Genomic DNA, 26,180 nt, shown 5'->3' on the forward strand with positions numbered 1-26,180 from the left:
AACGCCAGACAACGTTAAGTTAGCCTCTTACCCGCCGCGAGGCAAGGAGAAGAAGGCATGATGCCGAACAAACGGAGCCTGTTAAAATTGGTGGTTATTTGTGTCACGGTAATATCACTGGCATGGATAACGCGCAGCACGCTGTGTGAGCTGCGTATCCGATCGGGCACAACGGAGGTTGCGGCCATTTTGGCTTACGAATCCGAACGGTAAGGCAACCCGGCGACGGGGGATGTCCCCCGTCTGCTGGTTGTTGGCGTCCAGATCCCTGAGCACCCACTCACAGCATTCGGTTTCTCGCCGCAGAGGAGAGAGAAATGGGTTTATGCCCGGTTAACCTGTCGCGCCAGCAACATACGGCTAAACAGCGCCCCGCCCGCCAGCAGCGTCAGCAGCTGTGAGGCAATCAGCACCGCAAAGCCCGAGGACACCTTGCCCTGGCTGGCCATCACCATGCCCATCGCCATCGGCACGAACGCCGAGAACAGATTGCCGATGCCGTTAATCAGCCCATAGGCGCTGCCGACCGCCTCCGGCCGCGCATAATGCTGCAGCAGCGTGGGGATCGCCGCGCCCTGCACGCCCCAACAGGCGTTGGCCGCCAGCAGGAAGAAGGCGATCCAGCCAAGCTGATGGCTGTTCATTACGCCATAGATGCACAGTGCGGTCGCCGCGCCGCCAAAGACGAAGATCAGCGGCGCCTGATAAGGACGGATGCGATCGAGCAACGCGCCGCCGAGGTATTTGGAGGCGATGCTGACGATGAAAGGCAGCGCGGCCATCCAGCCCATTTGCTTGATGGAGAACCCCTTTTCATCGGTCAGGTAAGCCGGCAGCCAGGCGCTGGAGCCCCACAGGTAACTGAGCGTGGCGATCTCGATCAGCAGGATCCAGCCGAGCATCGGCGTGCGCCAGGCCAGCGCAAAGGTGTGCCAGACGCGGCTTAGCACCGGTTGCGGATCGGCGGGGCGTGAAGATGAAGATAAGGCGAGCGGATGAACGAACAGCCGCACCAGCATCAGGCCCAACAGCAGGTTGAGCAGCGCCAGCAGGTGAAACGACATCGCCCAGCCGAAGTGCGCCATCAGAAAACTCACCAGCGGAAAGCCGATCACCAGCCCCAACGAGACGCCCAGCGCGCTGACCGCGTTGGGCTTGCCGCGCTCGTCGGCGGCGAAATGATCGCTGATATACATGGTTTTCAGCGAGAACAGCGGCCCTTCGCTGACGCCAAGCAGCGCGCGCACCACGCACAGCAACAGCAGCGATCCCGCCAGCGGCGAGGCGGCGGTGAGCAGCGCCCACAGCACCACGCTCAGCGTCAGCGCGCGGCGGTAACCCATCAGCGTTTCCAGAAACGGCGTGAGCAACATGGCGGAGAGGCCGTAACCGAGTAAAAACACTGTCATCAGCGTGCCCTGGTGAGCGCGGTCACCGCCGAGTTGAAAGTGTTGCAGGAAGTCGGGATTGACCAACATCACGGCGATATTAACTCGATCCGCATAGGCGATAACGATCAGAAACAGCAGGGCGATCACCCCAAACCAGCGTTGACGTTGTTGCACGGCGCGTTCCTCAGTGCGAGCGGTTGACGAATTCAGGCAGCAGTAAACTCACCCGGGGATGCCATTTGGCGCAAACGCGGGGATGGGGCTGATTGATGTAAATTTATTGTTATCAAATAGGGTGTAAAAGACAGCGAAAAAACACTTTTACGCGCAATGCGCCGCCGTGATCAACGCATTTTTTGCCATAAATTAGCGAGGGAGCGCACAACTGACATAGGTTTTTCATATCGGTGCATGATTTCGTGATCTTTCCCGCATTTGTCATTTTTAAACAACCTTTCATTAACATTTGCCGTTCCGCTCGCTTGACGAAAGTTTCGCCAGACTTATAGTGGCTGTATTAAATAAGAAACTGAGTTTCATATATGAAACAATCAGATAGAGGATAAAAGCAATGAGCTGGAAGAATGTGTGCGAAGTGTCTCAGGTGAAAGAAGATTTTCCTTTCTCCGGCAATGTGGAAGGAAAGGAGATCGGGGTGTACCTGCTCGACGGTAACTACTACGCGCTGGAAGACGTCTGCCCGCATGCTTATGCCTTGCTCAGCCAGGGGTTTGTAGACGACGGCAAGGTTGAGTGCCCGCTGCACGAAGCGCTGTTTGACGTGCGTACCGGCCAGTGCCTGCGCGAGCCGGGCGGCCGCGATCTGCAAACCTATCCCACCCGGGTGGTCGACAACCAAATCCAGATCACCTTTATCGCGGAGGAGTAATCATGCAGCACATCACCGATTTCAATCCCTGGCTGCCGGACACCCAACAGGTGACGCCGGCCCGCGAAGGCGGCAACGGTCAAATCCATCAGCCGGGCCAGTTCCGCAATGTCATCTGGCAAAACCGCGCCCGGGTGCCGGACGGCTTCGAAACTGCCCTGGTGGCGGCGCTGGAAACGATCTTCGATCAGGGGGCGGAAGAGCTGGAGCAGATCGTCAGCGCGTTGAATCAGCGTCGTCTGTTCGATCGCAGCGGCCAGCCGTGGAATGAGGCGACGTTCCGCGAATTCCTTCACGTTAACGGTTTCTGAGCGATACCCGGGAGAAGACAATGACAGCAAACACAACATCCTCCGAACAGAGCTTGCAGGACTATCTTGACCAGGGGCTGCGCGGCATGTGGTATCCGGTGCTGGCCAGCTGGGAAGTGGGCAACAACCCGGTCGGTATCACCCGCCTGGAGCAGCAAATCGTGGTGTGGCGCGACGCTGAAGGCCAGATCCACGCGCTGGAAGACCGCTGCCCGCACCGTGGCGCGCGGCTTTCCATGGGGTGGAACCTCGGCGATCGCATCGCCTGTTGGTATCACGGGGTGGAAGTCGGCGGCGACGGGACGGTGAAAGACGTGCCGGCGGTGGATCGCTGCCCGCTGGTGGGGCAAAAATGCCTGCGATCTTACCCGGCCAAAGAAGCCTATGGCGCGGTGTTCCTCTATTTCGGCGTGACGGCGGATGAAGCGCCGGCGGAGCTGACTTTCCCGCAAGAGCTGGCGGACGAAGCGTCGTACAGTCATTTTCTGTGCACCGCCAGCTGGAACTGCAACTACCAGTACGCCCTGGAAAACGTGATGGATCCGATGCACGGCACCTACCTGCACTCCTCTTCACACTCGATGGCGGAAGGGGATCGCAAGGCGGACATGGCGCTGGAGCCGACCGACAGCGGCTTCATCTTCAAGAAAAACGGCCAGATCGGCGTCAACTTCGACTGGGTGGAATTCGGCAACAGCGGCGCGTATTGGATGCGCCTGTCGATCCCGTACAAGAAGCGCTTCGGGCCGGGCGGTCACTTCTGGATCATCGGCATGGTGGTGCCGGAGGACAAGGATCACTGCCGGGTATTCTTCTGGCGCATCCGTAAGGTCAAGGACTGGCAGCGCGACATGTGGCGCTTCATGTACCGCAACCGCCTGGAATCGTTGCATTGGGACGTGCTCGAGCAGGATCGCATCGTGCTTGAGAACATGGCGCCTAACGCCCGCGGCCGCGAATATCTGTACCAGCACGACGTCGGACTTTCTCGTCTGCGCCGCCTGATGCAGAAAGAGGCGCAAAAACAGCTGGCGACGCTGCGCGAGCGGGAGGCGGCGCAGTGAACGGCCTGCTGAACGGTAAACGCATCGTGGTCACCGGCGCGGCGCGCGGCCTGGGCTACAGCTTCGCCGCCGCCATCGCCGCTGCCGGCGCGCAGGTGGTGATGTGCGACATTTTGGCGGATGAGCTGGCGGCGAGCGGTGCCGCGCTGCGTGAGCAGGGCGCTCAGGTGGAAACGCAAACCATCGATCTGGCGTCACCGGATTCGATCCGTTCGGCGTTCGAGAAGATCGCCGCCGGCGGCGGGATCGACGGCCTGGTGAACAACGCGGCGCTGGCGACCGGCGTCGGCGGCAAAACCATGATGGAATACGATATCGAACTGTGGGATCGGGTGATGCAGGTCAATGTGCGCGGCACCTGGCTGGTGAGCCAGGCGGCGGTGCCGCTGCTGGCGCGCAACCCGCACGCCAAGATCGTCAACGTGGCGTCGGACACCGCACTGTGGGGCGCGCCGCGCCTGATGGCCTATGTCGCCAGCAAAGGCGCGCTGATCGCGATGACCCGATCGATGGCGCGTGAGCTGGGCCCGCAGGGGATCTGCGTCAACGCCATCGCGCCGGGCCTGACGCGGGTGGAAGCTACCGAGTATGTCCCCGCCGAGCGCCACCAGCTGTACGAGCAGGGGCGCGCGTTGGCCGGGGCGCAGCACCCGGACGATGTGAACGGTACGGTGCTTTATCTGCTGTCGCCGCTGGCGGATTTTGTCACAGGTCAACTGCTGCCGGTCAACGGCGGCTTCGTATTCAACTGACGGCCCGCAGGGCAGGCGCACAGCGCAGGAGCGAGAGATGGCGGACGAGCAAGCATGTAAATATCTGATCCCGGGGCTGGATCGCGGGTTGCAGTTGCTGCTGGCGTTTGGCGAGCAGCATAAAGAGATGACCTTCGCCGAGTTGCATCGCCTGGTCGATATGCCGAAGGCCACCGCTTATCGCGTGGTGCAGACGCTCGAACACCTGGGCTTTCTGGAGCGCAATCCGCGCACCAACACCTTTGCGCTCGGCATCAAGGTGCTGCGTCTCGGCTTCGAATATATCGCGTCGCTGGACGTGGCGCAGGCCGGCCAGCCGGTGATCGAGCAGCTGCGCGATCGCAGCCAGTGCAGCAGCCATCTGGCGATCCGCGACGGGCGTGACGTGATCTATATCGCCCGCGTCAGCGCCGCCGGTTCGCAGATCAATCAGGTCAGCGTCGGCACTCGCTTGCCGGTGCACCAAACCTCGCTCGGCCGCATGTTGTTGACCAGCGCGACTCGCAGCGAGTTCGAACAACTGTATCCAGACGCGCAGCTGCCGGGCAATGCGCCGGGCACCCCGGAGGATCGCGAAACGCTGTGGCAGATGGTGCGGCAAGACAAGGCGCGCGGCTATGTGATCGGCGAATCGTTCTTCCGCCACGGCATCTCCTCGATCGTCTACCCGATCTTCAACCGCGAGCAGCGGGTCGAGGCGGTGGTCAGCATCATGGTGCCGTCCGATGAGATCCCGAAAGCGGATCGCGAGCGGCTGCGCATGGAAGTGCGCGACGCGGCGGAGAAAATTTCCGGCTTCCTCGGCGCGCCGCCGCAGGCCAACGTCGGCTAACCGACAGGACCGACTCTTTTACTCAGGCAGGGACAAGGCCCGTAGCAAACAGGGGCCGGGGTTCACTCATGCCTGAAAACCGTATGCAGCGAGAACGTGAGGCTGAACAATGAGCGTAATCGGAATCGAAAAACTGGAATTTGGCGTCGAAGATCTGCCAACCTGCGAAAAATTCATGCAAGACTTCGGCCTGCAGCCCGCCACGCAACATTGGGGCGAAGCGCAGCGCGAATTCACTACCCTGAGCGGGGCGCGGGTTGTCCTGCATCCGCTGCAAAGCGCGGCGCTGCCTGCGGCGTTTGAAGGCGGTTCCACCCTGCGCCGCATGACCTGGGGCGTGGCCTCGCCCGCCGATCTGGCGCGCCTGCAGCCGCGTTTGGCGCTGATGCCCGGCTTCCGCCAGGTGGGAGAAGAGCTGGAGTGCCTCGATCCCAACGGTATGACGCTGCGCTTCGTCGTCAGCCGCCAGCAGGCGGTCGAGGTGCCGGTCACGCCGATCAACCAATGGGGCGACGTGCGCCGCATCGATCAACCCAGCCCGGTCTATTCGCAGGCGCAGCCGATCAACATTGGCCACGTGGTGTTCTTCGTTGAAGATCTGGCGGCGACCGAGCGTTTCTACCGCGAGCTGTTGGATTTCCAGGTTTCCGATCGCTATATCGATCGCGCCGTCTTCCTGCGCACCCAGGCGCGCGGCGGCCACCATAACCTGTTCCTGCTGAAGCTGCCGAACCGCCCTCGCGGCCTGAACCACGTGGCGTTCACCGTGCGCGATATCCACGAAGTGATCGGCGGCGGCATTGCCATGAACAAAGAGCAGTGGAGCACCTTTATCGGCCCCGGCCGTCACCCGATCTCCTCGGCCTATTTCTGGTACGTCAACAGCCCGACCGGCGGCGCGTTCGAGTACTACACCAACGACGATTATCTGACGGAAAACTGGCAGCCGCGCGAGCTGGAACATTCGCTGGTCTCCTTCACCGAATGGGCGGTAGAGGGCGGTATCGATCACGACACGCGCCGCCAGCATAAAAAGGCGGAGGCGTTATGAACCGGCCGGAGCAGGCGGGCATCGTCATCGTCGGCGGCGGCCAGGCCGGCGGTTGGGTGGCCAAGACGCTGCGCGACCGGGGTTACAGCGGCCGGCTGACGGTTGTCAGCGACGAACCCTACGATTTTTACGAGCGGCCGCCGCTGTCGAAAGCGGCGCTGCTGGATGCCGCGGCGCCCCTCAGCCGGCTGTTCAGCGAACAGACGGTGGCGGAGCTGAATATCGACTGGCGCCGCCCGCTGCGCGCCGAGTCCATCGACGCTGAACAGCAAATCGTTACGCTCAGCGACGGGCAACGGCTGCAGTTCGAGCAGTTGCTGATCGCCACCGGCGGGCGGCCGCGTTTGCCGAGCGCTGCCTGGGCGCAGCACCCGCGCGTGATGACGCTGCGTTCCTGGGACGATGCGGCCCGGTTGCGGCAGGGGCTGCAGGGCTGCCGTCGTCTGGCTATCGTCGGCGGCGGTTGGATCGGGCTGGAGATCGCCGCTTCCGCGCGCCGTCTCGGCGCCGAGGTGACGGTGTTTGAACGCCAGCCTGCGCTGTGCATGCGCAGCGTCGGCGCCGACGTCTCACAGGCGTTGCTCGAACTGCATCGCCGGCAGGGTGTCACTGTGTTGTGCGGCTGCGGCGAGATCTCGCTGGAAGATCGCGACGGCGCCGCCTGGATCGGCAGCGAAGTCAGCGATCCGCAGGTCTTCGATCTGGTGGTGGTGGGGATCGGCGTCGAGCTGAATCTCGAACTGGCGCGCAGCGCCGGGCTGGCTATCGAGTCCGGCATCGTGGTCGACGGCCAGGGGCGCACCAGCCATCCGGCGATCTTCGCCGCCGGCGATGTGGCGCGCCACCCGACGCTTGGTCTGTGCCTGCAGTCCTGGGCCTACGCGCAAAATCAGGCCATCAGCACCGCCTGCGCGATGCTCGACGCCTTCGCCGCTCCGTATGACGACGTGGCCTGGCTGTGGTCGGATCAATATGACGTCAATATCCAGATCCTCGGCGTGCCGAGCGGCGGCGTGCACCATGTGGTGCGCCGCACGCCGCAGTCGCAGGTGTTCTTCACGCTGAACGCCGATCGGCAGCTGGTGCAGATGGTGGCGTTCAACGACGCGCGCACCATCAAGCTCGGCAAGCGTTGGTTGGCGAGTGGCCGGGTGCTGGATCCGCAGCAACTGGCGGATGCGGAGTTTTCTTTGATGGCGTTGAAATAACGCCCGAACCTCGGGAGCGTTTTATGACTACGCAAGACATTGACGCCCGCGCTGGACGGGCGGGGGAAACCGTTGCCGAAAATCCGCAGCAGCGGGTGCGCTGGTCGGTACCGATCGCGCTGTTTGCCTGCGTGCTGCTGGCGTTTTTCGACAAGATCAGCATCGCGGCGCTGTTTTCCGACGCCGAGTTTCAGCAGGCATTGGGCATCGGTTTTGACCCGGCGCGGCTGGGGTTGCTGATGAGCGCGTTTCTGTTCTCCTACGGCATCTCCTCGATGCTGCTCAGCGGCATCGGCGATCGGCTTAATCCGGTCAAAGTATTGATTGGCATGATGGTGGTGTGGGGCGTGCTGATGGTGTTGATGGGGCTGGTGCGCTCCTATCACGCCATGATGACGCTGCGCATTCTGCTCGGCATCGCCGAAGGGCCGCTGCTGCCGATGGCCTACGCCATTATTCGTCAGGCTTTCCCGCCGCAGCTGCAGGCGCGCGCCACCATGCTGTGGTTGCTCGGCACGCCGCTGGGGGCCGCGCTCGGCTTCCCGGTCACCCTGTACATCCTCAATACCTTCGACTGGCAGGCCACCTTCTTCTTTATGGCGTTTCTGACGCTGCCGGTGATGTTGCTGGTGCTGTTCGGCATGCGCCACCTGAACGTCGCGCGTCCGGCGGCGGCGGCCAAACCGGCGGTGTCCGAACGCAAACAGCATCGCCGCGAGCTGCTGCGCAGCCCGCATTTCTGGATGATTTGCCTGTTCAACATCGCCTTCCTGACCTACCTGTGGGGCATGAACGGCTGGCTGCCGAGCTACCTGATCAAGGGCAAAGGCATTCATCTGGAACATGCCGGTTACCTCTCTTCGCTGCCGTTCATCGCCATGCTGCTCGGCGAAGTGCTGGGCGCCTGGCTGTCGGACAAGCTGGATCGCCGCGCGCTGGCCTGCTTCCTGTCGCTGTGCGGCGCCGGCCTCGGTCTGGCGGTGGTGTTGCACCTGCAGGGCACCTACAGCGTGATCGCCGCCATGGCCTTCAGCACCTTTATGTGGGGCGCCGGCGCGCCGAATATTTTCGCGCTGTTGGCGAAGGCCACCAGCAGCAAGGTGAGCGCCACCGCCGGCGGCATCTTCAACGGATTGGGCAATTTTGCCGGTGCGCTGGCGCCGGTGCTGATGGGGGCGCTGATCGCCGCCACCGGCAATATGGATAACGGCCTGCTGTTCCTGGTGGTGATGGCTTTCGTCGGCTGCCTCATTCTGCTGCCGTTGCTGAGAAAGTACTGATTAATCAATCGATTCAACAGAGGAGTGACAACATGTCTCAGGTTGAGAACAAAGCCGGCGTCAAGCCGCAGGATCTGTCGATGGAAAACTGGGTGGAGTCGCGTATCGCCCGTTTCGAGGGCCGCAAATATGACTGGAACGCGCTGAAATTCCAGGCCGACTTCGACCCGAAATACCGCCGTGCGCAGATGCGCTACATCGGCACCGGCGCCACCGGCGTGGCCAGCGATGCCAACACCATTCCGGCAGGCAACTTCACCTTCTCCACCATGGTGCTGCCTTCGAAGTGCGAGGGCCCGCTGCACCTGCATGATGACGTGGAAGAAGTGTTCTTCATGCTGAAAGGCAGCATCACGCTGATGATTCAGGATGGCGAAGAGTATTACGAAACCAGGCTGAAAGAGCGCGATCTGATCTCGGTGCCGGCGGGGGTGTATCGCGGCCTGTTCAACCACGGCGAGGAAGAGGCGCTGATGTGCGTGATGCTCGGCACCGCCAAGCCGGAGATCCCGACCTATCCGGCGGATCACCCGCTGTCCAAAGTGAAGCGCAACTGATGAACGGCCTGGCGCAACGCCAACGGGCGCGCTGCGGGGCGTACACCCTGAGCTGGCGCGAGGCCGGGCAGGGGCGGCCGGTGGTGTTGCTGCATGGCATCAGCTCCGGATCCGCCTCGTGGATCAAGCAGTTCAACGATAACGGCCTGACGGACGGCCACCGTCTGGTGGCATGGGACGCGCCGGGCTACGGCGGCAGCCTGCCGTTGGCGGATCCGCAGGCCGATGCCGCCGGTTATGCGGCGGCGTTGGCGGCGCTGATTGATGAGCTGCAGCTGGTGCAGCCGCTGATCGTCGGCCATTCGCTGGGGGCGCTGATCGGCAGCGCCTATGCCGCCGGCTATCCGGATGGGCTGTGCGGGCTGGTGTTGGCGGATCCGGCGCAGGGCTATGCCACGGCGCCGGAGGAAAAGCGTCGGCAGGTGTACGGCCAGCGCCAGCAGATGATAGAGACGCTGGGGCCGGTGGGCTACGGCGAGCAGCGGGCGGCGGCCTTGCTGCGTGAAGGGGCGGATCCGCAGGATATCGCCTGGGTGCGCAACGGCATGCAGCAGCTCGATCCCGACGGTTTTCTGAGTGCCGCCTGGATGCTGGCCAACGATGATATCGGCCGCTATCTGGCGCGCTATCGCGGCCCGCTGGAGGTGTGGTGCGGCGAACAGGATCGCATTACGCCACCGGAGAAGGCGGCCGAGCTGGCGGGTGAACAGGATGCGGCGCTGTGTCTGATCGCCGCCGCCGGTCATGCCAGCTACCTCGATGCGCCGGCGTGTTTCAACCGCTATCTGCGGGACTTTACGGGAGCAATCCAACGATGAATTTTCAGCTTGAGGATCGGGTGGCGGTGGTGACCGGCGGCTCGTCGGGCATCGGTTTCGAAACCCTGAAGCTGCTGCTGGCCGAAGGGGCGAAAGTGGCGTTCTGCGGCCGCGATCCGGACAAACTGGCCGGCGCAGCAGCCAGCCTGCGCGCGGACTTCCCGCAGGCGGATATCCTGGCGCTGCGCTGTGACGTACTGGACGCGCAGCAGGTGGCGCAGTTCGCCGCTCAGGTGACGGCGCATTTCGGCGGCGTGGATCTGCTGATCAACAACGCCGGTCAGGGCTTCGTCGCCCATTTTGACCAGACGCCGCGCGAGGCCTGGCTGCATGAGGCCGAGCTGAAGCTGTTCGGCGTGATCAACCCGGTGCAGGCGTTCTTACCGGCGCTGGAACGATCGGCGATCGCGTCTATCACCTGCGTCAACTCGCTGCTGGCGCTGCAGCCGGAAGAGCACATGATCGCCACCTCGGCGGCGCGTGCCGCGCTGCTCAACATGACGCTGACGCTGTCGAAAGAGCTGGTGGGCAAAGGCATTCGCGTTAACTCGATCTTGCTGGGGATGGTGGAGTCGGGCCAGTGGCGCCGCCGTTTCGACGATCGCAGCGATAAAGATCAAAGCTGGGAGCAGTGGACGGCGGCGATCGCCGAACGCCGCGGCATCCCGATGAAACGCCTCGGCAAGCCGCAGGAGCCGGCGCAGGCGCTGTTGTTCCTCGCTTCGCCGCTGGCTTCCTTTACCACCGGCGCGGCGCTGGACGTTTCCGGCGGCTTTAACCGCCATGTGTAGCAGGGGCCGAGAAAGATGAAGAAGATCATGATGATTGGCTACGGCGCAATGGCGAAGGAGGTGATCGCCCGTCTGCCGGAAGGCGTGGAGGTCGGCTGGATCCTGGCGCGCGCAGCTCATCATGCGGCGATCGCCGAGGCTTTTGGCGGGCGGGTGCAGGCGCTGACCCATCCGGAGCAGTGTTCGCAGCGGCCGGATTTGGTGCTGGAGTGCGCCAGCCAGCAGGCGGTAGCGGAGTTTGGCGAGGCGGTGCTGCAGCGCGGTTGGCCGCTGGCGGTGATCTCGACCGGTGCGCTGGCGGACGCCGCCTTGCAACAGCGGCTGCAGCAGGTTTGCCGCAGCCATCACGGGCAACTGATCGTGCTGTCCGGCGCGGTGGCGGGGATGGACGGGCTGGCGTCGGCGCGTGAAGGCGGGTTGGAGAGCGTGACCTATCAGGCCAGCAAGAGCCCGGCCAGCTGGCGCGGCAGCCCGGCGGAGCAACTGATCGACCTCGATGCGGTGCGCGAGGCGCAGGTATTTTTTGAAGGCTCGGCGCGCGAAGCGGCGCGTTTGTTCCCGGCCAATGCCAACGTGGCGGCCACTATTGCGCTCAACGGTCTGGGGATGGACGCCACCCGGGTGCGTCTGCAGGTCGATCCCGCCACCCGGCGTAATACCCATCGCCTGCAGGTGTGCGGCGACTTTGGCGAGTTTCACATTGAGCTGAGCGGTAACCCGCTGGCGAGCAATCCCAAAACATCAACCCTGGCGGCGCTGAGCGCGGTACAAGCCTGCCGCCGTCTGGTGGACGGCGGTTTTATTGCCTGAACGGCAGGAGCGGAGCATGGAACGATTGAATATTTTTGTCGCCGGGCGCTGGCGTGAAGGGCGTGGCGAAGAGATGGCTTCGGTATTCCCGGCCGACGGCAGCGTCAACGCGCGGTTGCGCGCCGCTAACGTCGAGGACGTGAACGAGGCGGTGGAAGCGGCGGAACGCGCCTGGCGCGCGCCGGATTGGCGCGGGCTGGTGCCGCATCAGCGTGCTTCAATTCTCTACCGCGTGAGCAACCTGATCCTGGCGCAGCAGGAACAGCTGGCCGAGCTACAGACTCGCGACAACGGCAAACCGCTGACGGAAACCCGCGGCCTGGTGGCCAGCGCAGCGGCGACCGCGCGCTACTTCGCCGCCGCCTGCGAGGTGTTGGAAGGCGAGCTGCCGACCCCACGCAGCGCCGAGGTGATGACCCTCAGCCAGTATCAACCGATGGGAGTGATCGCCGCCATTACGCCGTGGAACTCACCGATCGCCAGCGAAATGCAGAAGGTGGCGCCGGCGCTGGCGGCGGGCAACGCGGTGGTGCTCAAGCCGGCCGAAGCCACGCCGCTGATGGCGCTGAAGCTGGCCGAGTTGTTCGAACAGGCGGGGCTGCCGGCCGGGCTGCTCAGCGTGTTGCCGGGCAAAGGTTCGGTGATCGGCGAGGCGTTGGCGCGCCATCCGCTGGTGAAGAAGATTTCCTTTACCGGCGGGACCAGCACCGGGCGCCATTTGGCGCACATCGCCGCCGATAAGCTGATCCCCACCTCGCTGGAGCTGGGGGGCAAATCGCCGACCATCGTGCTGGAGGACGCCGATCTGGAACAGGCGGCGCGCGGCATCTGCTACGGCATTTTCAGCTCCGCCGGCCAGGCGTGCATCGCCGGCTCGCGGCTGTTCGTACACCGTTCGCTGTATCAGCCGCTGCTGGCGCGCTTGACCGAACTGAGCGCGGGACTGCGCATCGGCAACCCGCTGGTGCCGGGCGTGCATCTTGGCCCGCTGATCAGCGCCAAACATCGGCAAAGCGTGGCGGACTACGTGGCGCTGGCGCGGCAGGAGGGCGGCCGGGTGGTCATCGGCGGCGAAGCGCCGGCCGATCCGCAACTGGCGAGCGGCAGCTATTACCTGCCGACCATTATTGAAGGCTTGAACAACGACGCCCGCGTTTGCCAGGAAGAGATCTTCGGCCCGGTGCTGGTGGCGCTGCCGTTCGACGACGAGCAACAGCTGATCGAACAGGCCAACGACTCGGTGTATGGCCTGGCGGCCGGCATCTGGAGCCGCGACTTCCCTCGCGCGATGGCGCTGGCGGAGCGGCTGGAAACCGGCACCGTCTGGGTCAATACTTACAAAACGTTCTCGATTTCCACGCCGTTCGGCGGTTTCAAGGAAAGCGGGCTGGGCCGCGAAAAAGGCCTGAACGGCATCAAGGCCTACATGCAGCAGAAAAGCGTGTATCTGGCGCTGAGCCATCAGGTGAACCGCTGGAGCGACTAGGCCGACACCTCTACGCATAACCCTAATAACGACTACCTTAAGAAGGCAGATGATGAGCGATAAAATCACGGTTGGCGAGGCGATAGCCCGGACTCTGGAACAGTACGCGGTGTCGGCGATGTACGGCATCATTTCGATTCATAATCTGCCGATCGCCGATGCGGTGGGGCAGCGCGATAAAATTCGCTTCGTGCCGGCGCGCGGCGAAGCGGGCGCGGTCACCATGGCCGATGCGCACGGGCGCTTCTCCGGCCTGGGCGTGGCGTTGACCAGCACCGGCGCCGGCGCGGGCAACGCGGTGGGGGCGATGATTGAAGCGCTTAACGCCAACACGCCGCTGTTGCATATCACCGGCCAGGTAGAAAAAGCCTATCTGGACGCCGACGCCGGGTTTATTCATGAAACCCGCGATCAGCTCGGTTTTTTGCGCGCCTGCTCCAAGCGCGCCTACCGGGTCAATTCGCCGGAGCAGGCGGTGGCGGTGATCCAGCGGGCGATCCTGGATGCGCAAACCGTGCCCTGCGGCCCGGTGGCGGTCGAGATCCCGATCGATATTCAAAGCAGCCTGGTGTCCCGCTCGGTGCTGACCGAAGCGTTGGCGCCGGCGCCGCTGCCGAAGGCGGACGATGCGGCGATGGAGCGGCTGCATCAGCGGCTGAAACAGGCCAAGCGCCCATTGCTGTGGCTGGGCGGCGGCGCGTTGGCCTGCGGCGATGCGGTGCGCAAGCTGGCGGACGCCGGCGTGGCGGTGATCTCCAGCACCCACGGACGCGGCATTCTGCCGGACAGCCATCCGCGCAGCCTGCGGGCGTTCCATAACTCACCGAGCATCGAAGCGATCCTGACGCAGTGCGATCTGACGCTGGTGGCCGGTTCGCGTCTGCGCAGTAATGAAACCCGTACCTGGACGCTGCCGCTGCCGCGCCCGCTGGTGCAGATTGACATCGATCCGGCGGCGGCCAACCGCAACTACCTGGCCGATGAGCAGATCAACGGCGACTGCGCGGCGCTGCTGGCGGCGCTGGCGGCGCGGTTGGCCCCCGGCGAAAAGGTCAACGCCGAGTGGGATGCCGAAATCGCGGGGGCGGTGCAGCAGGCGGAGAGCGCGCTGCGCCAGCAGTCCGGTGAATACGCCAAACTCAATGACGCCATCGACGCCGCACTGCCCCAGGACGGGCTGTTGGTGCGCGATATCACCGTTTCCGGCAGCGTCTGGGGCAGCCGTCTGTTCCGTGCGATCTCGCCGCTGTGCAACATTCACTCGCTGGCCGGCGCTATTGGCATGGGGTTGCCGATGGCGATTGGCACCGCGATTGCCAACCCGCAGCGCAAGGTGGTGGGGCTGGTGGGCGATGGCGGTTTGGCGCTGGGCCTGGGGGAACTGGCGACCATGGCGCAGGAACAGGTGAACATCACCCTGCTGATCATGAACGACGGCGGTTATGGCGTGATGCGCGGCATCCAGGACAAGTACTTCGCCGGGCGCCAGTATTACAACGAGCTGCATACGCCGGCCTTTACTCAAATAGCTGAAGCGATGGGGCTGAAAGCCTGGAAGGTCGAGGCGGCGGCGCAGTTCAACGGCGTGCTGGCCGAAGCGATCAACTACCCGGGGCCGTCGGTGGTCGAGGTGGACATGAAGCAGGTCGGGCCGCTGACCTTCGCCGGGCCGCCGCAGAAAACGCTGTATTGAGACGATAAAAAAACGCCCGGCGGTTGCCGGGCGTTCTCGTGGTTATTTCTCTGCCGCGATGCGATCGCGAATGTGCTGTGCGCGCGCTTGGGAAGACGGGTGATCGTCGAACATGCTGCTCTGACGACCGGCTTCCATTTGGGCCAGTTTTTCGAAGCTGGTGGCCAGGCCGTTCGGATCGATACCGCGTTTTTTCAGCAGATCGAACGAGTAATCATCCGCTTCGCTTTCCTGCTTCTGCGAGAACTGGGCGCTGACCAGCTTCTCGCCGATATCCGCCAGCTGCGACTGCGACAGCGAGCCGATGACGCCGCCGGCGGAGGACGCCGCGGTGCGCAGCGCCACGGTGCCGTAAGCCACCTGCATCGCTTTACGGGTGTGGCCCAGCGCCACGTGGCCCATTTCGTGGCCCAGCACGCCTTCCACTTCGTTGTCGTTCATGATGTCCATCAGGCCGCTGTAGACGCGAATGCAGCCGTTGGCCATCGCCCAGGCGTTGACGTCTTTGGTCACGTAGACCTTGTAGTTGGCCGGGGTGCCGTTGATGTTGTCGCCCAGCGCCGCAGCGATTTTGTTGAGGCGCTTGGCATAGGTGCTGTCGGCCGGCGCGATTTGTGCCTTGCTGTCCATCTCGGCGCAGGATTTATCACTCAGGGCCTTAACGTCGTTGTTGCTCAGGGTCGCCGCCTGGAACGCCTGCGCGCCGGACTGCATCAGGGTTTCGGTATTCAGGTTTTGACAGCCGGTTGCCAGGGTGGCAATGCCCAACGCAATCAAAGAGGTACGAATTTTCATAACGCCATCTTCCTGTGAAGGTAACAAGGTAAAAGAGTCATTTTGCCTGGAGGAAATCTTGTCGCAAGAGCCTAGTGTACGCCAGCCGGAGCGAGAATAGTGTTATTCCGAAAAAGCGACCAATCGTGCTAATAAGTGGTGAACTCGCTCTCATTTGGCATTAGGGATTGCCGTTGTGATGTGGAGTCTGAGAAAATAGGGAACTTGACTGCTTTTTTTATCCGACCTGGAGTAAAACATGTCCTCTCGTAAAGAGCTTGCCAACGCTATCCGCGCACTCAGCATGGACGCCGTACAAAAGCAAATTCCGGCCACCCGGGGGCCCCTATGGGCATGGCGGACATCGCCGAAGTCCTGTGGCGTGACTACCTCAACCACAACCCGACTAACCCGCACTGGGCTGACCGCGACCGTTTCGTGCTCTCCAACGGCCACGGCTCCATGTTGATTTACAGCCTCCTGCACCTCACCGGCTACGACCTGCCGATGCGCGAGCTGGAAAACTTCCGTCAGCTGCATTCCAAAACCCCGGGCCACCCGGAGTACGGCTACACCCCGGGCGTTGAGACCACCACCGGCCCGCTGGGCCAGGGCATCGCCAACGCCGTCGGCTTCGCCATCGCCGAACGCACCCTGGCGGCGCAGTTCAACCGCCCCGGCCATGACATYGTCGACCACCACACCTACGCCTTCATGGGCGACGGCTGCATGATGGAAGGCATCTCGCACGAAGTCTGCTCCCTGGCCGGCACCCTCAAGCTCGGCAAGCTGACCGCCTTCTACGATGACAACGGCATCTCCATCGACGGCCACGTCGACGGCTGGTTCACCGACGACACCGCCCTGCGCTTCGAAGCCTACGGCTGGCACGTGGTGCGCAACGTCGACGGCCACAACCCGGACGCCATCAAGGCGGCGATTGAAGAAGCCCGCCAGGTGACCGACAAGCCGTCGCTGCTGATGTGCAAGACCGTTATCGGCTTTGGTTCGCCGAACAAGGCCGGCACCCATGACGTGCACGGCGCTGCGCTGGGCGCCGCCGAAGTGGCCGCCACCCGCGAAGCGCTGGGCTGGAAATACGCCGCCTTTGAAATCCCGCAGGACATCTACGCCCAGTGGGACGCCAAAGAAGCCGGTCAGGCCAAGGAAGCGGCCTGGAACGACAAGTTCGCCGCCTACGCCAGGGCCTTCCCGGAACTGGCCGCCGAGTTCAAGCGCCGCATGAACGGCGAGCTGCCGGCCGACTGGAAAGCCGACGCCAAAGCGTTCGTGGAAAAACTGCAGGCCAACCCGGCCAACATCGCCAGCCGCAAGGCGTCGCAGAACGCGCTGGAAGCGTTCGGCAAGGTGCTGCCGGAGTTCCTGGGCGGCTCCGCCGACCTGGCGCCGAGCAACCTGACCATGTGGTCCGGCTCGAAAGCGCTGAACGTTGACCCGGCGGGCAACTACATTCATTACGGCGTGCGCGAGTTCGGCATGACCGCCATCACCAACGGCATCGCGCTGCACGGCGGTTTCCTGCCGTACTCGGCGACCTTCCTGATGTTCGTGGAATACGCCCGCAACGCGGTGCGCATGGCGGCGCTGATGAAGCTGCGCAACGTGTTCGTCTACACCCACGACTCCATCGGTCTGGGCGAAGACGGCCCGACCCACCAGCCGGTGGAGCAGCTGGCGAGCCTGCGCGTGACCCCGAACATGAGCACCTGGCGCCCGTGCGACCAGGTGGAATCGGCGGTGGCGTGGCAGTACGGCATCGAGCGTAACGACGGCCCGACCACGCTGGTGTTCTCGCGCCAGAACCTGACCCAGCAGCCGCGCACCGCAGAGCAGCTGGCGAACGTGTACCGCGGCGGCTACGTGCTGAWAGACTGYGCGGGCACGCCRKACGTTATCCTGATTGCCACCGGCTCCGAAGTGGGCATCACGGTGGAGGCGGCGGACAAACTGACCGCGGCGGGCCGCAAGGTGCGCGTGGTGTCGATGCCGTCGACCGACGCGTTCGACAAGCAGGATGCGGCGTACCGTGAGTCGGTGCTGCCGGCGGCGGTGACGGCACGTGTGGCGGTGGAAGCGGGTATCGCGGACTACTGGTACAAGTACGTGGGGCTGAACGGCGCCATCGTGGGCATGACCACCTTCGGTGAGTCGGCGCCGGCGGAGCAGCTGTTCGCCGAGTTCGGCTTCACCGTGGACAACGTGGTGGCCAAGGCGCAGGCGCTGCTGAAGTAAGCCGCCGGGCGCAAGCCGATAAAAAGCCGGTCATGATGACCGGCTTTTTTTATGGGCGGAAATCGCGATTACGACGCGGCCTTGACGCTTTCGGCGCTGCGCAACCGGTCGTAAGCCGCCGCCAGCAACAGCACCAACAGCGTAGGCTGCAGCCAGACCAGACCCTGCTCGGCCAGCGGCAGCTTATCGAACCAGGCGGGTAGCAGGCCGCTGAAGCTGGAAGCCTTCAGGCCGTCGGCGAGGCCAAACACCAGGCTGGTGGCGATCACTGGCGCAAAGACGCGCCTGGCGCTGCGCCAGCGGTTCTGGCTGAAGCTGAGCAACACCAGCGCGATGCAGGGCGGGTAGATCGCCGTCAGCACCGGCAGCGAGACGCGGATCAGATTGGCCAGCCCCATGTTGGAAACCAGCATGGCGAAGAGAGCGAGGATGACCACCAGCGTGCGATAAGAGAGCGGCAGGTAGCGGGAGAAGAAGTCCGCGCAGGCACAGGTCATGCCAACCGCCGTTACCAGGCAGGCGATGAACATCAGCGCCGCCATAAAGACGCTGCCCAGATCGCCGAAGGTGTGCTGTACATAGGCGTGCAGGATTGCCGCGCCATCCTGAGCGCCATTCTCGAGCAGGCTGCCGCTGCCGGCGCCGAGTTTGAACATGCAGATATAGACCAGCGTCAGGCCGACGCCGGCGATCAGGCTGGCCCACAGCGTATAACGCAGCAGCAACCCGCTGTCGCTGACGCCGCGCGAGCGGGCGGCGGTAACGATAATCGAACCGAACATCAGCGCCGACAGCGTGTCCATGGTTTGATAACCCTGTACGAAGCCGGTGGAAAACGCCGAGGCCTGATAGCTGCCGACGGCGGAGAGCGGTGCGCCTGCGGGCCAGATCAGGGCGGCGATGCCGAGCGCGGCCAGCGCCAGAATTTTCAGCGGCGCCAGAATATGGCCGACGTTATCGAGCAACCGTCCGGGATATAGCGACACAATCATCGCCAGGGTAAAGAACAGCAGGCTGTAGATGAACTGCGGCAGGGCGCCGTCGCCGGTGAAAGGCGCAATGCCGAGGGCGAAAGAGACATTGGCGGTTCGCGGCGTGGCGAACAGCGGGCCGAGCGCCAGATAGCAGACGGTCGCCAGCAGCAGGCCGGCGGTGCGGCCGATGGGGCCGGTAAGCAGGCTGATGCTGCCGCCGACGCGCGCCAACGCGATCACGGCGATCACCGGCAGGGCGACGGCGGTCACCATAAACCCGAGGGCGGCCGGCCACAGATGTTCGCCGGACTGCAGCCCCACCAGCGGCGGGAAAATGATGTTGCCGGCGCCGACAAACAGGGCAAAGGTCATAAAGCCCAGGGCGATAATGTCTTTCGGGGATAAACTCTTGGTCATAACGGTATGGCACTGCCTGTATTCATGAAATAAACGGCCCGCCTGCAGAGGGCTGGCGCGTGGGGCAGCGAGCGCCCGCAAAAATTTTCGTCCGGCAGGATATAATAATTCGGCGACAAAAACCTGATTAATCCAGCGCTGTTTATCCTGGCGTGAACCGGCCGCACAGATGAATCATGGCGGCCGGCCCGGCAGCGCGTTAGCTCGCACGCGCCACCATGTCTATCGACAGCGGGATTTCGATATGCGGTTTAAAAGAGTCGTACGCGAAAGAGACGTGGCCGTCTTCGACCGGTTTGCGGGTGAAAAAGATCAGCATATCGCGGGTTGAATCCTTACGTTTGTCCTGCGCTTTCACCGGAGAGAGGCTGTGTTTGCGCTCGTGGTCGACAATCAGCAGGGTGTCGAGGAAATGCCGATGCTGTATTTCGCCCAAAATCCATTCCGGCCGGGCCCGATCGAATTTGATCCCGCTGGTTTCGCGCATATCGTGAATAAAGGTCTTGGCGCTGTCGTCGGTCATGTTGTCGCAGCCGAGGAAGGTTGTCATGGTGTGGTCGACGCCGTCGCTGTGCACACCTTCCAGCGCCGGTTCGCCCAGCATCTGCGGCGTGGTGACGGTGCGCAGGTTGAATACGGTGCAGACGAACTTGTTGATCTTCTGATTAAGCCGGGGGCGCGGCGTCACGCCCACGCCATCGATCACGTAGGCTTTGAATTTCATCAGCGCCTGAAAGGCCGTATTCAACTGCAGATCGTCGTTGATGCCGCGGAAATGACGCACCTTTCCTGAATCGTAGCGGATGAAGTCTTCCTCGACCGAGAGCACGAAAGGCTGGAACTCCAGCCGCTCAATCCGGGCGCGATCGAAGTCGAAACAGAAACGGCCGTTTCTGGACTTGCGGAAAGGCAGCGTGGGATCATCCGCCAGATTGGCGCTGACCTGCTGCAGCCTGGCGAAATCTTCCGGCCGCGCGCCCAGCGCCAGCAGGATTGCCTGCATGGTAGCGCCGGGGATAAAGGCTGAACGGTGTTCCTGGTATGCCTTCTTAACTTCATCAAGCAGAGATAACTGTCGCATTTCTCGGTGGCCTCACGAATGATGGGGCGGTTATAAAATCTTGCTGCCGATCTCCACGTCGAAATCGGGTTTCAGCAAGACGGTGCCTTGATCCCTGGTGACCGCGGCAAGAACCAGCACTTCGGATTTAAATCCGGCAACCCGCCTGGCGGGGAAATTAACGACGGAGATGACTTTTCTGCCAAGCAGGTCATCTTCCTGATAGTTTTCGCATAATTGTGCCGAGCTGTTTTTAATGCCAATTTCCTCGCCGAAATCAATGCGCAGCTTATAGGCGGGTTTTAACGCCTTGTCGTTATATTCCACGGAAATAATTTCGCCAATACGCATATCCAGTTTCATAAAATCAGTGATTTCGGCCATGAGTCAGTCCCGTTAATTAAATGGCTTCAGAAAGGCTAGCAAAGGGGAATTATCCCGACAATGTCGCCAAGAGGGGAATATTTATACCCGATGTAGCAATTAATTTACATTGTCGTAACGTAGCGTAATTAATTATAAGCTTGATGAATTATATGAAATTGAAACTTCATTATTCACCGGTAATTATGTGCACCATCTGAACTTGGGCGTCCGCTCGGCACTGTTAAGCCCGTGTTAAATTGGTTAGTATGCCTTCATTCATCAACCGCATTCTTTCAGGTAGTGATATGGAAATAACCCCGCGTGAAAAACGCGATCGGCGAAAGGCATTTATCGCGCCGTTTTTCCTGATATTAATTTGGTCGACGGGTTTTATTGCCGCGCGGGCGGTGGCGGATCATGCCGATCCCAACCTTTTCCTGACCTTTCGCTTTTTGATCGCCGCCGCGGTATTCGCTTTGCTGGCATTGCATTGCGCCTGGCCCAAGGGGCGGCAGTTCGTGATGCACCTGCTGACCGGCATGTTGATGAATGGCGTTTATCTCGCTGCAAGCTGGTGGGCGGTAGCGAACGGCCTGGCGGCCGGGGTGATGTCGCTGATCGGCGGCTTGCAGCCGCTGTTCACCGCGCTGATTTTTGCGTTGGTGCTGCGCAAATCGATAGGGTTGCGCTCCTGGGCCGGGCTGGCGATCGGCTTTATCGGCGTTGCGCTGGTGCTTTCTCCCCGGCTGACCGGCATTGATGTCGGCAATATGGCGCTGTTGCCGATCCTGATGGGGTTTGGCAGCATCGTCGCGCTGACGATCGGCATCATGGTGCAGAAGTCTTCGCTGGCGGCGGCCGATCTGCGGGCGGCGGGCGCCATTCAGCACCTCGGCGCGGCGATCGTGACCGGCGCGTTGGCGGCCGTGATGGGCTCCGGCGCCTGGGACAATTCGCCGACGCTGTGGTTCTCGCTGCTGTGGTCGGCCGGCGTGTTGTCGCTGGGCGGCACCGCGCTGTTCATCTGGATGGTGCGCCACGGCGATTTGACTCGCATTACCGCGCTGATGCTGCTGGTGCCGCCGGCGGCAGCGCTGCAGGCTTATGCGCTGTTTGGCGAGGCGCTGTCGCTGGTGCAGTTGGCGGGGTTTGCCCTGACCCTGCTGGGGGTCGCCATCGTACAGCGAATTCGCCTGCTGCGGCGTTCTCGCCTGGCCGAATAGTTTGCGACTGGAAGCGCCGTAAAGCCCGCGCTGTCGGGCTTTTTATTGGCTGAAAAACGTCCAACCTCACAAAACCGAAAGATAACAAAGCAACGCCGTTGCCTCGTCATAGTTATTAACTATATGTTAATTTTTGGTTTATTAAATGTGATCAGGGGATGGATGATGATGATGAAAAAAATCAGCGCGACCGTAGCGGCAATCACCTTGCTGGGCTCCGTTTCCGCCTATGCGGCCTTCCCGGCGGGCTACCCCGCCGACTATCAGAAACTGGTCGACGGCGCGAAGAAAGAAGGCAAGGTGGTGATTTACTCGACCACCGACACCAAGGCGGCGGCGCCGTTGATCCAGGGGTTTGAGGCGTTGTATCCGGGCATCAAGGTCGAATACAACGACATGAACAGCACCGAACTGTATAACCGCTTTATCAGCGAGCAGGCGGCCGGCGGCACCAGCGGCGACGTGGTGTGGAGCTCGTCGATGGACACCATTTTGAAACTGGCGGGCGATTACGCGCAGGAATATGCCTCCCCCGAGCAGGCTCAGCTGCCGAAATGGGCGGTATGGCAAGAGAAGGTGTATGGCACCACCTACGAGCCGGTGGTGTTTATCTATAACAAACGCCTGATCCCGCAAGGCGATGTGCCGGATTCGCATGCGGCGCTGGCCAAGCTTATCGCCGGCCAGACGGACAAATTCAAGAAGAAAGTCACCACCTACGACATCGAAAAATCCGGCGTCGGCTTCATGCTGTCGGTGCAGGACTTCAAGGCCGATCCTAACTACTTCAAAACGCTGGCCGATGTGGCCAAGGGCGGGTTGGCGGTGCAATCCTCCACCGGCACCATGATGGAACGCGTTTCCTCCGGTGAAAACCTGATCGGCTTCAATATCCTCGGTTCGTACGCCGAGGCTCGCGCCAAGAGCGACCCGTCGCTCGGCATTGTCTATCCGAAAGACTACACCCTGGTGCTGTCGCGCGTGAGCTTCATCAGCAAAGAGGCCGGCAACCCTAACGCCGCCAAGCTGTGGTTCGACTACGTGCTGTCGGAGAAAGGGCAAAATATTCTCGCCAATCAGGCGGACATCCCCTCGATCCGCAACGACATCGAAGGCAAGAACGACATCGATGGCATGACCAAGCTGTTGGGTAACGCGCTCAAGCCGATCCCGGTCGATGACAGCCTGCTGGAATATCTGCAGCCGGCCAAGCGTCTCGACTACATCAAACAATGGCGCGCCGCCGCGGCGAAATAACAGGGGCTGCATTCGGACGCGCGCCTGTCGCACGGGCGCGCGCCCTTTGGTCGTCGTTTACAACCATAGGGAGCATTTATGCAAGCATGGCGCAGAAAGTGGCAGAGCCTGCCGCGCGGCCTGGTGGTGTTGATAACCGCGCTGGTTATCTATGTCCCCCTGTCGTTTATCATCATTCAAAGCTTCCTCTCGGCACCGTTTTTCTCTCCTTCCAAGGTCTTCAGCCTTGAGGCCTTCGAGTTCATCTTTACCGACCCGGATTTCTACAAAGCCCTGAAAAGCGGATTTATTCTGGCATTCGGCCTGGTGATTATCGCCATCCCGCTCGGCGGTATTTTGGCCTTCCTGATGGTGCGCACCGATCTGCCGGGGCGGCGAATCATCGAACCGCTGATTCTGGTGCCGATCTTCGTGTCGCCGATGGTGCTGGGTTTCGGTTACGTGGTGGCGGCGGGGCCGGTAGGCTTCTTCTCGCTGTGGGCGGAGGCGCTGCTGGGCTTCGTGCCGTGGAACATCTACTCAATGGCCAGCATCGTGGTGATAGCCGGATTGACGCACGTGCCCCACGCCTACCTGTACATCTCCTCGGCGCTGCGCAGCGTGGGCTCCGACGTTGAAGAAGCGGCGCGCACCGCCGGCGCCACGCCGCTGCAGGTGATGACCGCCGTCAGTCTGCCGATGGTGCGGCCGTCTATCTTGTACGCCGGGGTGCTGCTGTTCTTCCTCGGGCTGGAAGTGTTCGGCCTGATGCTGGTGCTGGGCGATCCGGAAGGCAACCTGGTGCTGGCGACCTACCTGTACCAGTTGACCAACAAGCTGGGCACGCCGTCTTACCATCTGATGGCGGCGGTGGCGGTGGTGCTGATTTGCATCACTATTCCGTTGGTGATGCTGCAGCGCCGGCTGATGCGCACCGCCAACCGCTTTGTCACCGTCAAGGGCAAAGCCTCGCAGGCCCGCGCGCTGCCGCTGGGTAAATGGCGCTGGGTGGCCGGCGCGGTGGTGGTGTTCTGGCTGACCGTGACCATCGGCGTGCCGCTGATCGGCGTGGTGCTGCGCGCCTTTATCTCCAACTGGGGCGTGGGCGTGTCTGTCTGGGACGAACTGTCGATCAACACCTTTCGCACCATCTGGGCGCAGCCCAACCTGCTGCGCGCCATCGTCAACTCGATGGCGATCGGGGTGATCGGCGGGGCGCTGGCGGTGGCGTGCTACCTGTTTATCGGCATCGCGATGCACCGCAAGCCGGATGGCGCCACGCGCTTCCTCGACTACAGCGTGCTGGTGCCGCGCGCGGTGCCAGGGCTGCTGGCCGGTCTGGCATTCCTGTGGGTGTTCCTGTTCCTGCCGATGTGGCTGGACAAATCGCTCAAGGAAGGCTGGCTGTCGGCGTTGCCGATGGCCGAGTGGCTGCGTGCTAACTGGATTGTCTGGCTGCGTTCGCTGCGCAGCACCATCTTCAGCGTCTGGCTGGCCTACACCGTGGTGTGGATGGCCTACGGCCTGCGGCTGATCTCTTCCACGTTGCTGCAGGTGGGGCCGGAGCTGGAAGAGGCGGCGCGTAGCGCCGGCGCCAGCCGCGGCCAGATCACCCGCCACGTCACCATTCCGCTGTCGCGCTATGGCCTGATCGGCTCCTGGCTGCTGATGTTCCTGATTTTTGAACGCGAATATTCCACCGGGGTGTATCTGCTGTCTCCGGGCACGGAAACCATCGGCTCGATGCTGGTTTCTCTGTGGGCCGCGGGCGCTATCGATATCGTCGCCGCGCTGTCGTTCATCAATATTCTGCTGGTGGTGCTGGGGCTGGGGATCGCCTTGCGCTTTGGAGTGAAATTACATGATTGAACTTTCGGTAGAGAATCTGCATTTGACCTATGGCGACAACCCGGTGCTGAAAGGGGTGTCGATGGATCTGAAACGGGGCGAAGTGGTCTCGCTGCTGGGCCCGTCGGGCAGTGGCAAAACCACGCTGCTGCGGGCGGTGGCCGGGCTGGAGAAACCGAGCCAGGGGCGGATCGTCATCGGCAACAGCGCGGTGTACAACGGCAGCGCGCGCAGCGAAATTCCCGCCGAAGAGCGCAACCTGGGGCTGGTGTTTCAGTCCTATGCCCTGTGGCCGCATAAAACGGTGTTTGAGAACGTCGCTTACCCGCTGAAGCTGCGTAAGACCGGCTCGGCGGAAATCGCCCAGCGGGTACAGGCGGTGCTGGATCAGCTCGGGCTGGGGCATTTAGCCAAGCGGCACCCGCACCAGCTTTCCGGCGGCCAGCAGCAGCGCGTGGCGATCGGGCGTGCGCTGGTCTACAACCCGCCGGTGATCCTGCTGGATGAGCCGCTGTCCAATCTCGACGCCAAGCTGCGCGAAGAAGCGCGGGTATTCCTGCGCGAGCTGATCATCAAGCTCGGTCTGTCGGCGCTGATGGTGACCCACGATCAGAACGAGGCGATGGCCATTTCCGATCGCATCCTGCTGCTCAATAACGGCAAAATCGAACAGCAGGGCACGCCGCAGGAGATGTACGGCTCGCCCACCACGCTGTTCACCGCCGAGTTCATGGGCAGCAACAACCGCTTGCCGGGCAAGATCGTGGCGCTGGAAGGCGACCGGGCGCGCATCGAAGGCAAGGATTGGGCTCTGTGGGGCAAAGCGGGCGCAGGCGTGCAGGTCGGGCAGGAGGGCACGGCGGTGATCCGCGTGGAGCGCGTGCAGTTGGGCGAAGATCCGCAGGGCAACCAGCTTGAGCTGCCGTTGTTGACCAGCATGTATCTTGGCGATCGCTGGGAATACCTGTTCCGCACCGTGGCCGAAGACTTCGTGGTGCGCGCCTATGGGCATGAGGCGCGCGATCGGGCGCTGTGCCGGCTCTCCCTGCCGGCCGAGCATCTGTGGATATTCCCGAAAGCCTAACCAGGACGCCCG

At 62.4% G+C, this 26,180-nt stretch carries 24 protein-coding genes and 1 pseudogene; 20 read left to right on the forward strand and 5 right to left on the reverse strand.

The genetic code is table 11. From position 1 onward, the window contains the following. Positions 1-60: 60 nt before the first annotated feature. On the forward strand, positions 61-213 hold the full coding sequence (locus L085_RS24545; protein ID WP_031300045.1) for a Hok/Gef family protein: 153 nt from the start codon (positions 61-63) through the stop codon (positions 211-213). Positions 214-323: 110 nt separating this feature from the next. On the opposite strand, the gene L085_RS08105 is transcribed toward L085_RS24545, so the two are convergent. Next, positions 324-1,565, reverse strand: coding sequence for an MFS transporter (locus L085_RS08105; RefSeq protein WP_044030514.1), 1,242 nt, complete (start codon positions 1,563-1,565; stop codon positions 324-326). A gap of 397 nt (positions 1,566-1,962) precedes the next feature. Here L085_RS08105 and L085_RS08110 point away from each other — a divergent pair, with 397 nt between their 5' ends. The 14 genes from L085_RS08110 (at position 1,963) to L085_RS08175 (ending at position 14,933) form a co-directional block, all read left to right on the forward strand. Then, positions 1,963-2,280: a non-heme iron oxygenase ferredoxin subunit gene (locus tag L085_RS08110; protein ID WP_033632120.1), complete on the forward strand. Its 318-nt coding sequence runs from the start codon at positions 1,963-1,965 to the stop codon at positions 2,278-2,280. 2 nt (positions 2,281-2,282) lie between these two features. Then, on the forward strand, positions 2,283-2,591 hold the full coding sequence (locus L085_RS08115) for a recombinase-like helix-turn-helix domain-containing protein (RefSeq protein WP_004937617.1): 309 nt from the start codon (positions 2,283-2,285) through the stop codon (positions 2,589-2,591). Between the two features lie 20 nt (positions 2,592-2,611). Continuing rightward, a complete protein-coding gene (locus L085_RS08120; protein WP_033632121.1) occupies positions 2,612-3,655 on the forward strand; it encodes an aromatic ring-hydroxylating dioxygenase subunit alpha in 1,044 nt (347 codons plus the stop codon). Next, positions 3,652-4,407 (forward strand): SDR family oxidoreductase, encoded by a 756-nt coding sequence (locus tag L085_RS08125; protein WP_015379012.1) that lies wholly within the window; start codon positions 3,652-3,654, stop codon positions 4,405-4,407. The genes L085_RS08120 and L085_RS08125 overlap by 4 nt, the downstream gene beginning before the upstream one ends. Positions 4,408-4,444: 37 nt before the next feature. Next, positions 4,445-5,239 carry an IclR family transcriptional regulator gene (locus L085_RS08130; protein WP_044030515.1) on the forward strand — a complete coding sequence of 265 codons (795 nt, stop codon included), beginning with the start codon at positions 4,445-4,447 and terminating at the stop codon, positions 5,237-5,239. Positions 5,240-5,348: 109 nt separating this feature from the next. Beyond that, on the forward strand, positions 5,349-6,290 hold the full coding sequence (locus tag L085_RS08135) for a VOC family protein (RefSeq protein ID WP_021504736.1): 942 nt from the start codon (positions 5,349-5,351) through the stop codon (positions 6,288-6,290). Next, positions 6,287-7,498: an FAD-dependent oxidoreductase gene (locus L085_RS08140; protein WP_044030516.1), complete on the forward strand. Its 1,212-nt coding sequence runs from the start codon at positions 6,287-6,289 to the stop codon at positions 7,496-7,498. Before L085_RS08135 ends, L085_RS08140 begins: the two co-directional genes overlap by 4 nt. Before the next feature lie 23 nt (positions 7,499-7,521). Then, on the forward strand, positions 7,522-8,778 hold the full coding sequence (locus L085_RS08145) for an MFS transporter (RefSeq protein WP_015379009.1): 1,257 nt from the start codon (positions 7,522-7,524) through the stop codon (positions 8,776-8,778). A 32-nt stretch (positions 8,779-8,810) separates the two neighbouring features. Then, positions 8,811-9,335, forward strand: coding sequence for a cupin domain-containing protein (locus L085_RS08150; protein ID WP_004937634.1), 525 nt, complete (start codon positions 8,811-8,813; stop codon positions 9,333-9,335). After that, positions 9,335-10,153 (forward strand): alpha/beta hydrolase, encoded by an 819-nt coding sequence (locus L085_RS08155; protein WP_044030517.1) that lies wholly within the window; start codon positions 9,335-9,337, stop codon positions 10,151-10,153. Before L085_RS08150 ends, L085_RS08155 begins: the two co-directional genes overlap by 1 nt. Beyond that, on the forward strand, positions 10,150-10,944 hold the full coding sequence (locus L085_RS08160) for an SDR family oxidoreductase (protein ID WP_004937639.1): 795 nt from the start codon (positions 10,150-10,152) through the stop codon (positions 10,942-10,944). The genes L085_RS08155 and L085_RS08160 overlap by 4 nt, the downstream gene beginning before the upstream one ends. A gap of 15 nt (positions 10,945-10,959) precedes the next feature. Continuing rightward, positions 10,960-11,754, forward strand: coding sequence for an aspartate dehydrogenase (locus L085_RS08165; protein WP_004937643.1), 795 nt, complete (start codon positions 10,960-10,962; stop codon positions 11,752-11,754). 16 nt (positions 11,755-11,770) lie between these two features. Continuing rightward, positions 11,771-13,240, forward strand: coding sequence for an aldehyde dehydrogenase (locus tag L085_RS08170; RefSeq protein ID WP_044030518.1), 1,470 nt, complete (start codon positions 11,771-11,773; stop codon positions 13,238-13,240). A gap of 52 nt (positions 13,241-13,292) precedes the next feature. Then, on the forward strand, positions 13,293-14,933 hold the full coding sequence (locus tag L085_RS08175; RefSeq protein WP_044030519.1) for a thiamine pyrophosphate-binding protein: 1,641 nt from the start codon (positions 13,293-13,295) through the stop codon (positions 14,931-14,933). A gap of 42 nt (positions 14,934-14,975) precedes the next feature. Here the strand turns inward: L085_RS08175 and L085_RS08180 are convergent, their stop codons facing one another. Then, positions 14,976-15,728 carry a M48 family metallopeptidase gene (locus L085_RS08180; RefSeq protein WP_004937650.1) on the reverse strand — a complete coding sequence of 251 codons (753 nt, stop codon included), beginning with the start codon at positions 15,726-15,728 and terminating at the stop codon, positions 14,976-14,978. Positions 15,729-15,966: 238 nt separating this feature from the next. Between L085_RS08180 and tkt the strand changes: the two are divergent. Beyond that, a pseudogene (gene tkt, locus L085_RS08185) lies at positions 15,967-17,960 on the forward strand (transketolase). Positions 17,961-18,028: 68 nt separating this feature from the next. Here tkt and brnQ read toward each other — a convergent pair. The 3 genes from brnQ to L085_RS08200 form a co-directional block, all read right to left on the reverse strand. Further along, positions 18,029-19,351, reverse strand: coding sequence for a branched-chain amino acid transport system II carrier protein (gene brnQ, locus L085_RS08190; RefSeq protein WP_044030521.1), 1,323 nt, complete (start codon positions 19,349-19,351; stop codon positions 18,029-18,031). A 199-nt stretch (positions 19,352-19,550) separates the two neighbouring features. Then, positions 19,551-20,432: a 2OG-Fe dioxygenase family protein gene (locus tag L085_RS08195; protein WP_015379003.1), complete on the reverse strand. Its 882-nt coding sequence runs from the start codon at positions 20,430-20,432 to the stop codon at positions 19,551-19,553. Positions 20,433-20,462: 30 nt separating this feature from the next. After that, positions 20,463-20,795 (reverse strand): tRNA-binding protein, encoded by a 333-nt coding sequence (locus tag L085_RS08200; RefSeq protein ID WP_004931561.1) that lies wholly within the window; start codon positions 20,793-20,795, stop codon positions 20,463-20,465. 287 nt (positions 20,796-21,082) lie between these two features. Between L085_RS08200 and L085_RS08205 the strand changes: the two genes are divergently transcribed. The 4 genes from L085_RS08205 (at position 21,083) to L085_RS08220 (ending at position 26,168) form a co-directional block, all read left to right on the forward strand. Beyond that, the gene (locus L085_RS08205; protein WP_004931563.1) at positions 21,083-22,000 is read left to right on the forward strand and encodes a DMT family transporter; all 918 of its coding nucleotides are present in this window, start codon (positions 21,083-21,085) and stop codon (positions 21,998-22,000) included. A gap of 168 nt (positions 22,001-22,168) precedes the next feature. Continuing rightward, positions 22,169-23,257, forward strand: coding sequence for an ABC transporter substrate-binding protein (locus L085_RS08210; protein ID WP_041922370.1), 1,089 nt, complete (start codon positions 22,169-22,171; stop codon positions 23,255-23,257). A gap of 78 nt (positions 23,258-23,335) precedes the next feature. Continuing rightward, positions 23,336-25,105: an iron ABC transporter permease gene (locus L085_RS08215; protein ID WP_004931567.1), complete on the forward strand. Its 1,770-nt coding sequence runs from the start codon at positions 23,336-23,338 to the stop codon at positions 25,103-25,105. Further along, positions 25,098-26,168 (forward strand): ABC transporter ATP-binding protein, encoded by a 1,071-nt coding sequence (locus L085_RS08220; protein WP_015379001.1) that lies wholly within the window; start codon positions 25,098-25,100, stop codon positions 26,166-26,168. The genes L085_RS08215 and L085_RS08220 overlap by 8 nt, the downstream gene beginning before the upstream one ends. The last annotated feature ends 12 nt before the right edge of the window (positions 26,169-26,180 follow it).

It is taken from the genome of Serratia sp. FS14, assembly GCF_000695995.1.
Taxonomy (GTDB): Bacteria; Pseudomonadota; Gammaproteobacteria; order Enterobacterales; family Enterobacteriaceae; genus Serratia; species Serratia nematodiphila.

Coding starts and splice junctions, on each gene's coding strand:
- L085_RS24545 (WP_031300045.1), top strand. CDS start 61: ATGCCGAACAAACGGAGCCTGTTAAAATTGGTGGTTATTTGTGTCACG.
- L085_RS08110 (WP_033632120.1), top strand. CDS start 1,963: ATGAGCTGGAAGAATGTGTGCGAAGTGTCTCAGGTGAAAGAAGATTTT.
- L085_RS08115 (WP_004937617.1), top strand. CDS start 2,283: ATGCAGCACATCACCGATTTCAATCCCTGGCTGCCGGACACCCAACAG.
- L085_RS08120 (WP_033632121.1), top strand. CDS start 2,612: ATGACAGCAAACACAACATCCTCCGAACAGAGCTTGCAGGACTATCTT.
- L085_RS08130 (WP_044030515.1), top strand. CDS start 4,445: ATGGCGGACGAGCAAGCATGTAAATATCTGATCCCGGGGCTGGATCGC.
- L085_RS08135 (WP_021504736.1), top strand. CDS start 5,349: ATGAGCGTAATCGGAATCGAAAAACTGGAATTTGGCGTCGAAGATCTG.
- L085_RS08140 (WP_044030516.1), top strand. CDS start 6,287: ATGAACCGGCCGGAGCAGGCGGGCATCGTCATCGTCGGCGGCGGCCAG.
- L085_RS08145 (WP_015379009.1), top strand. CDS start 7,522: ATGACTACGCAAGACATTGACGCCCGCGCTGGACGGGCGGGGGAAACC.
- L085_RS08150 (WP_004937634.1), top strand. CDS start 8,811: ATGTCTCAGGTTGAGAACAAAGCCGGCGTCAAGCCGCAGGATCTGTCG.
- L085_RS08155 (WP_044030517.1), top strand. CDS start 9,335: ATGAACGGCCTGGCGCAACGCCAACGGGCGCGCTGCGGGGCGTACACC.
- L085_RS08160 (WP_004937639.1), top strand. CDS start 10,150: ATGAATTTTCAGCTTGAGGATCGGGTGGCGGTGGTGACCGGCGGCTCG.
- L085_RS08165 (WP_004937643.1), top strand. CDS start 10,960: ATGAAGAAGATCATGATGATTGGCTACGGCGCAATGGCGAAGGAGGTG.
- L085_RS08170 (WP_044030518.1), top strand. CDS start 11,771: ATGGAACGATTGAATATTTTTGTCGCCGGGCGCTGGCGTGAAGGGCGT.
- L085_RS08175 (WP_044030519.1), top strand. CDS start 13,293: ATGAGCGATAAAATCACGGTTGGCGAGGCGATAGCCCGGACTCTGGAA.
- L085_RS08180 (WP_004937650.1), bottom strand. CDS start 15,728: ATGAAAATTCGTACCTCTTTGATTGCGTTGGGCATTGCCACCCTGGCA.
- brnQ (WP_044030521.1), bottom strand. CDS start 19,351: ATGACCAAGAGTTTATCCCCGAAAGACATTATCGCCCTGGGCTTTATG.
- L085_RS08195 (WP_015379003.1), bottom strand. CDS start 20,432: ATGCGACAGTTATCTCTGCTTGATGAAGTTAAGAAGGCATACCAGGAA.
- L085_RS08200 (WP_004931561.1), bottom strand. CDS start 20,795: ATGGCCGAAATCACTGATTTTATGAAACTGGATATGCGTATTGGCGAA.
- L085_RS08205 (WP_004931563.1), top strand. CDS start 21,083: ATGGAAATAACCCCGCGTGAAAAACGCGATCGGCGAAAGGCATTTATC.
- L085_RS08210 (WP_041922370.1), top strand. CDS start 22,169: ATGATGAAAAAAATCAGCGCGACCGTAGCGGCAATCACCTTGCTGGGC.
- L085_RS08215 (WP_004931567.1), top strand. CDS start 23,336: ATGCAAGCATGGCGCAGAAAGTGGCAGAGCCTGCCGCGCGGCCTGGTG.
- L085_RS08220 (WP_015379001.1), top strand. CDS start 25,098: ATGATTGAACTTTCGGTAGAGAATCTGCATTTGACCTATGGCGACAAC.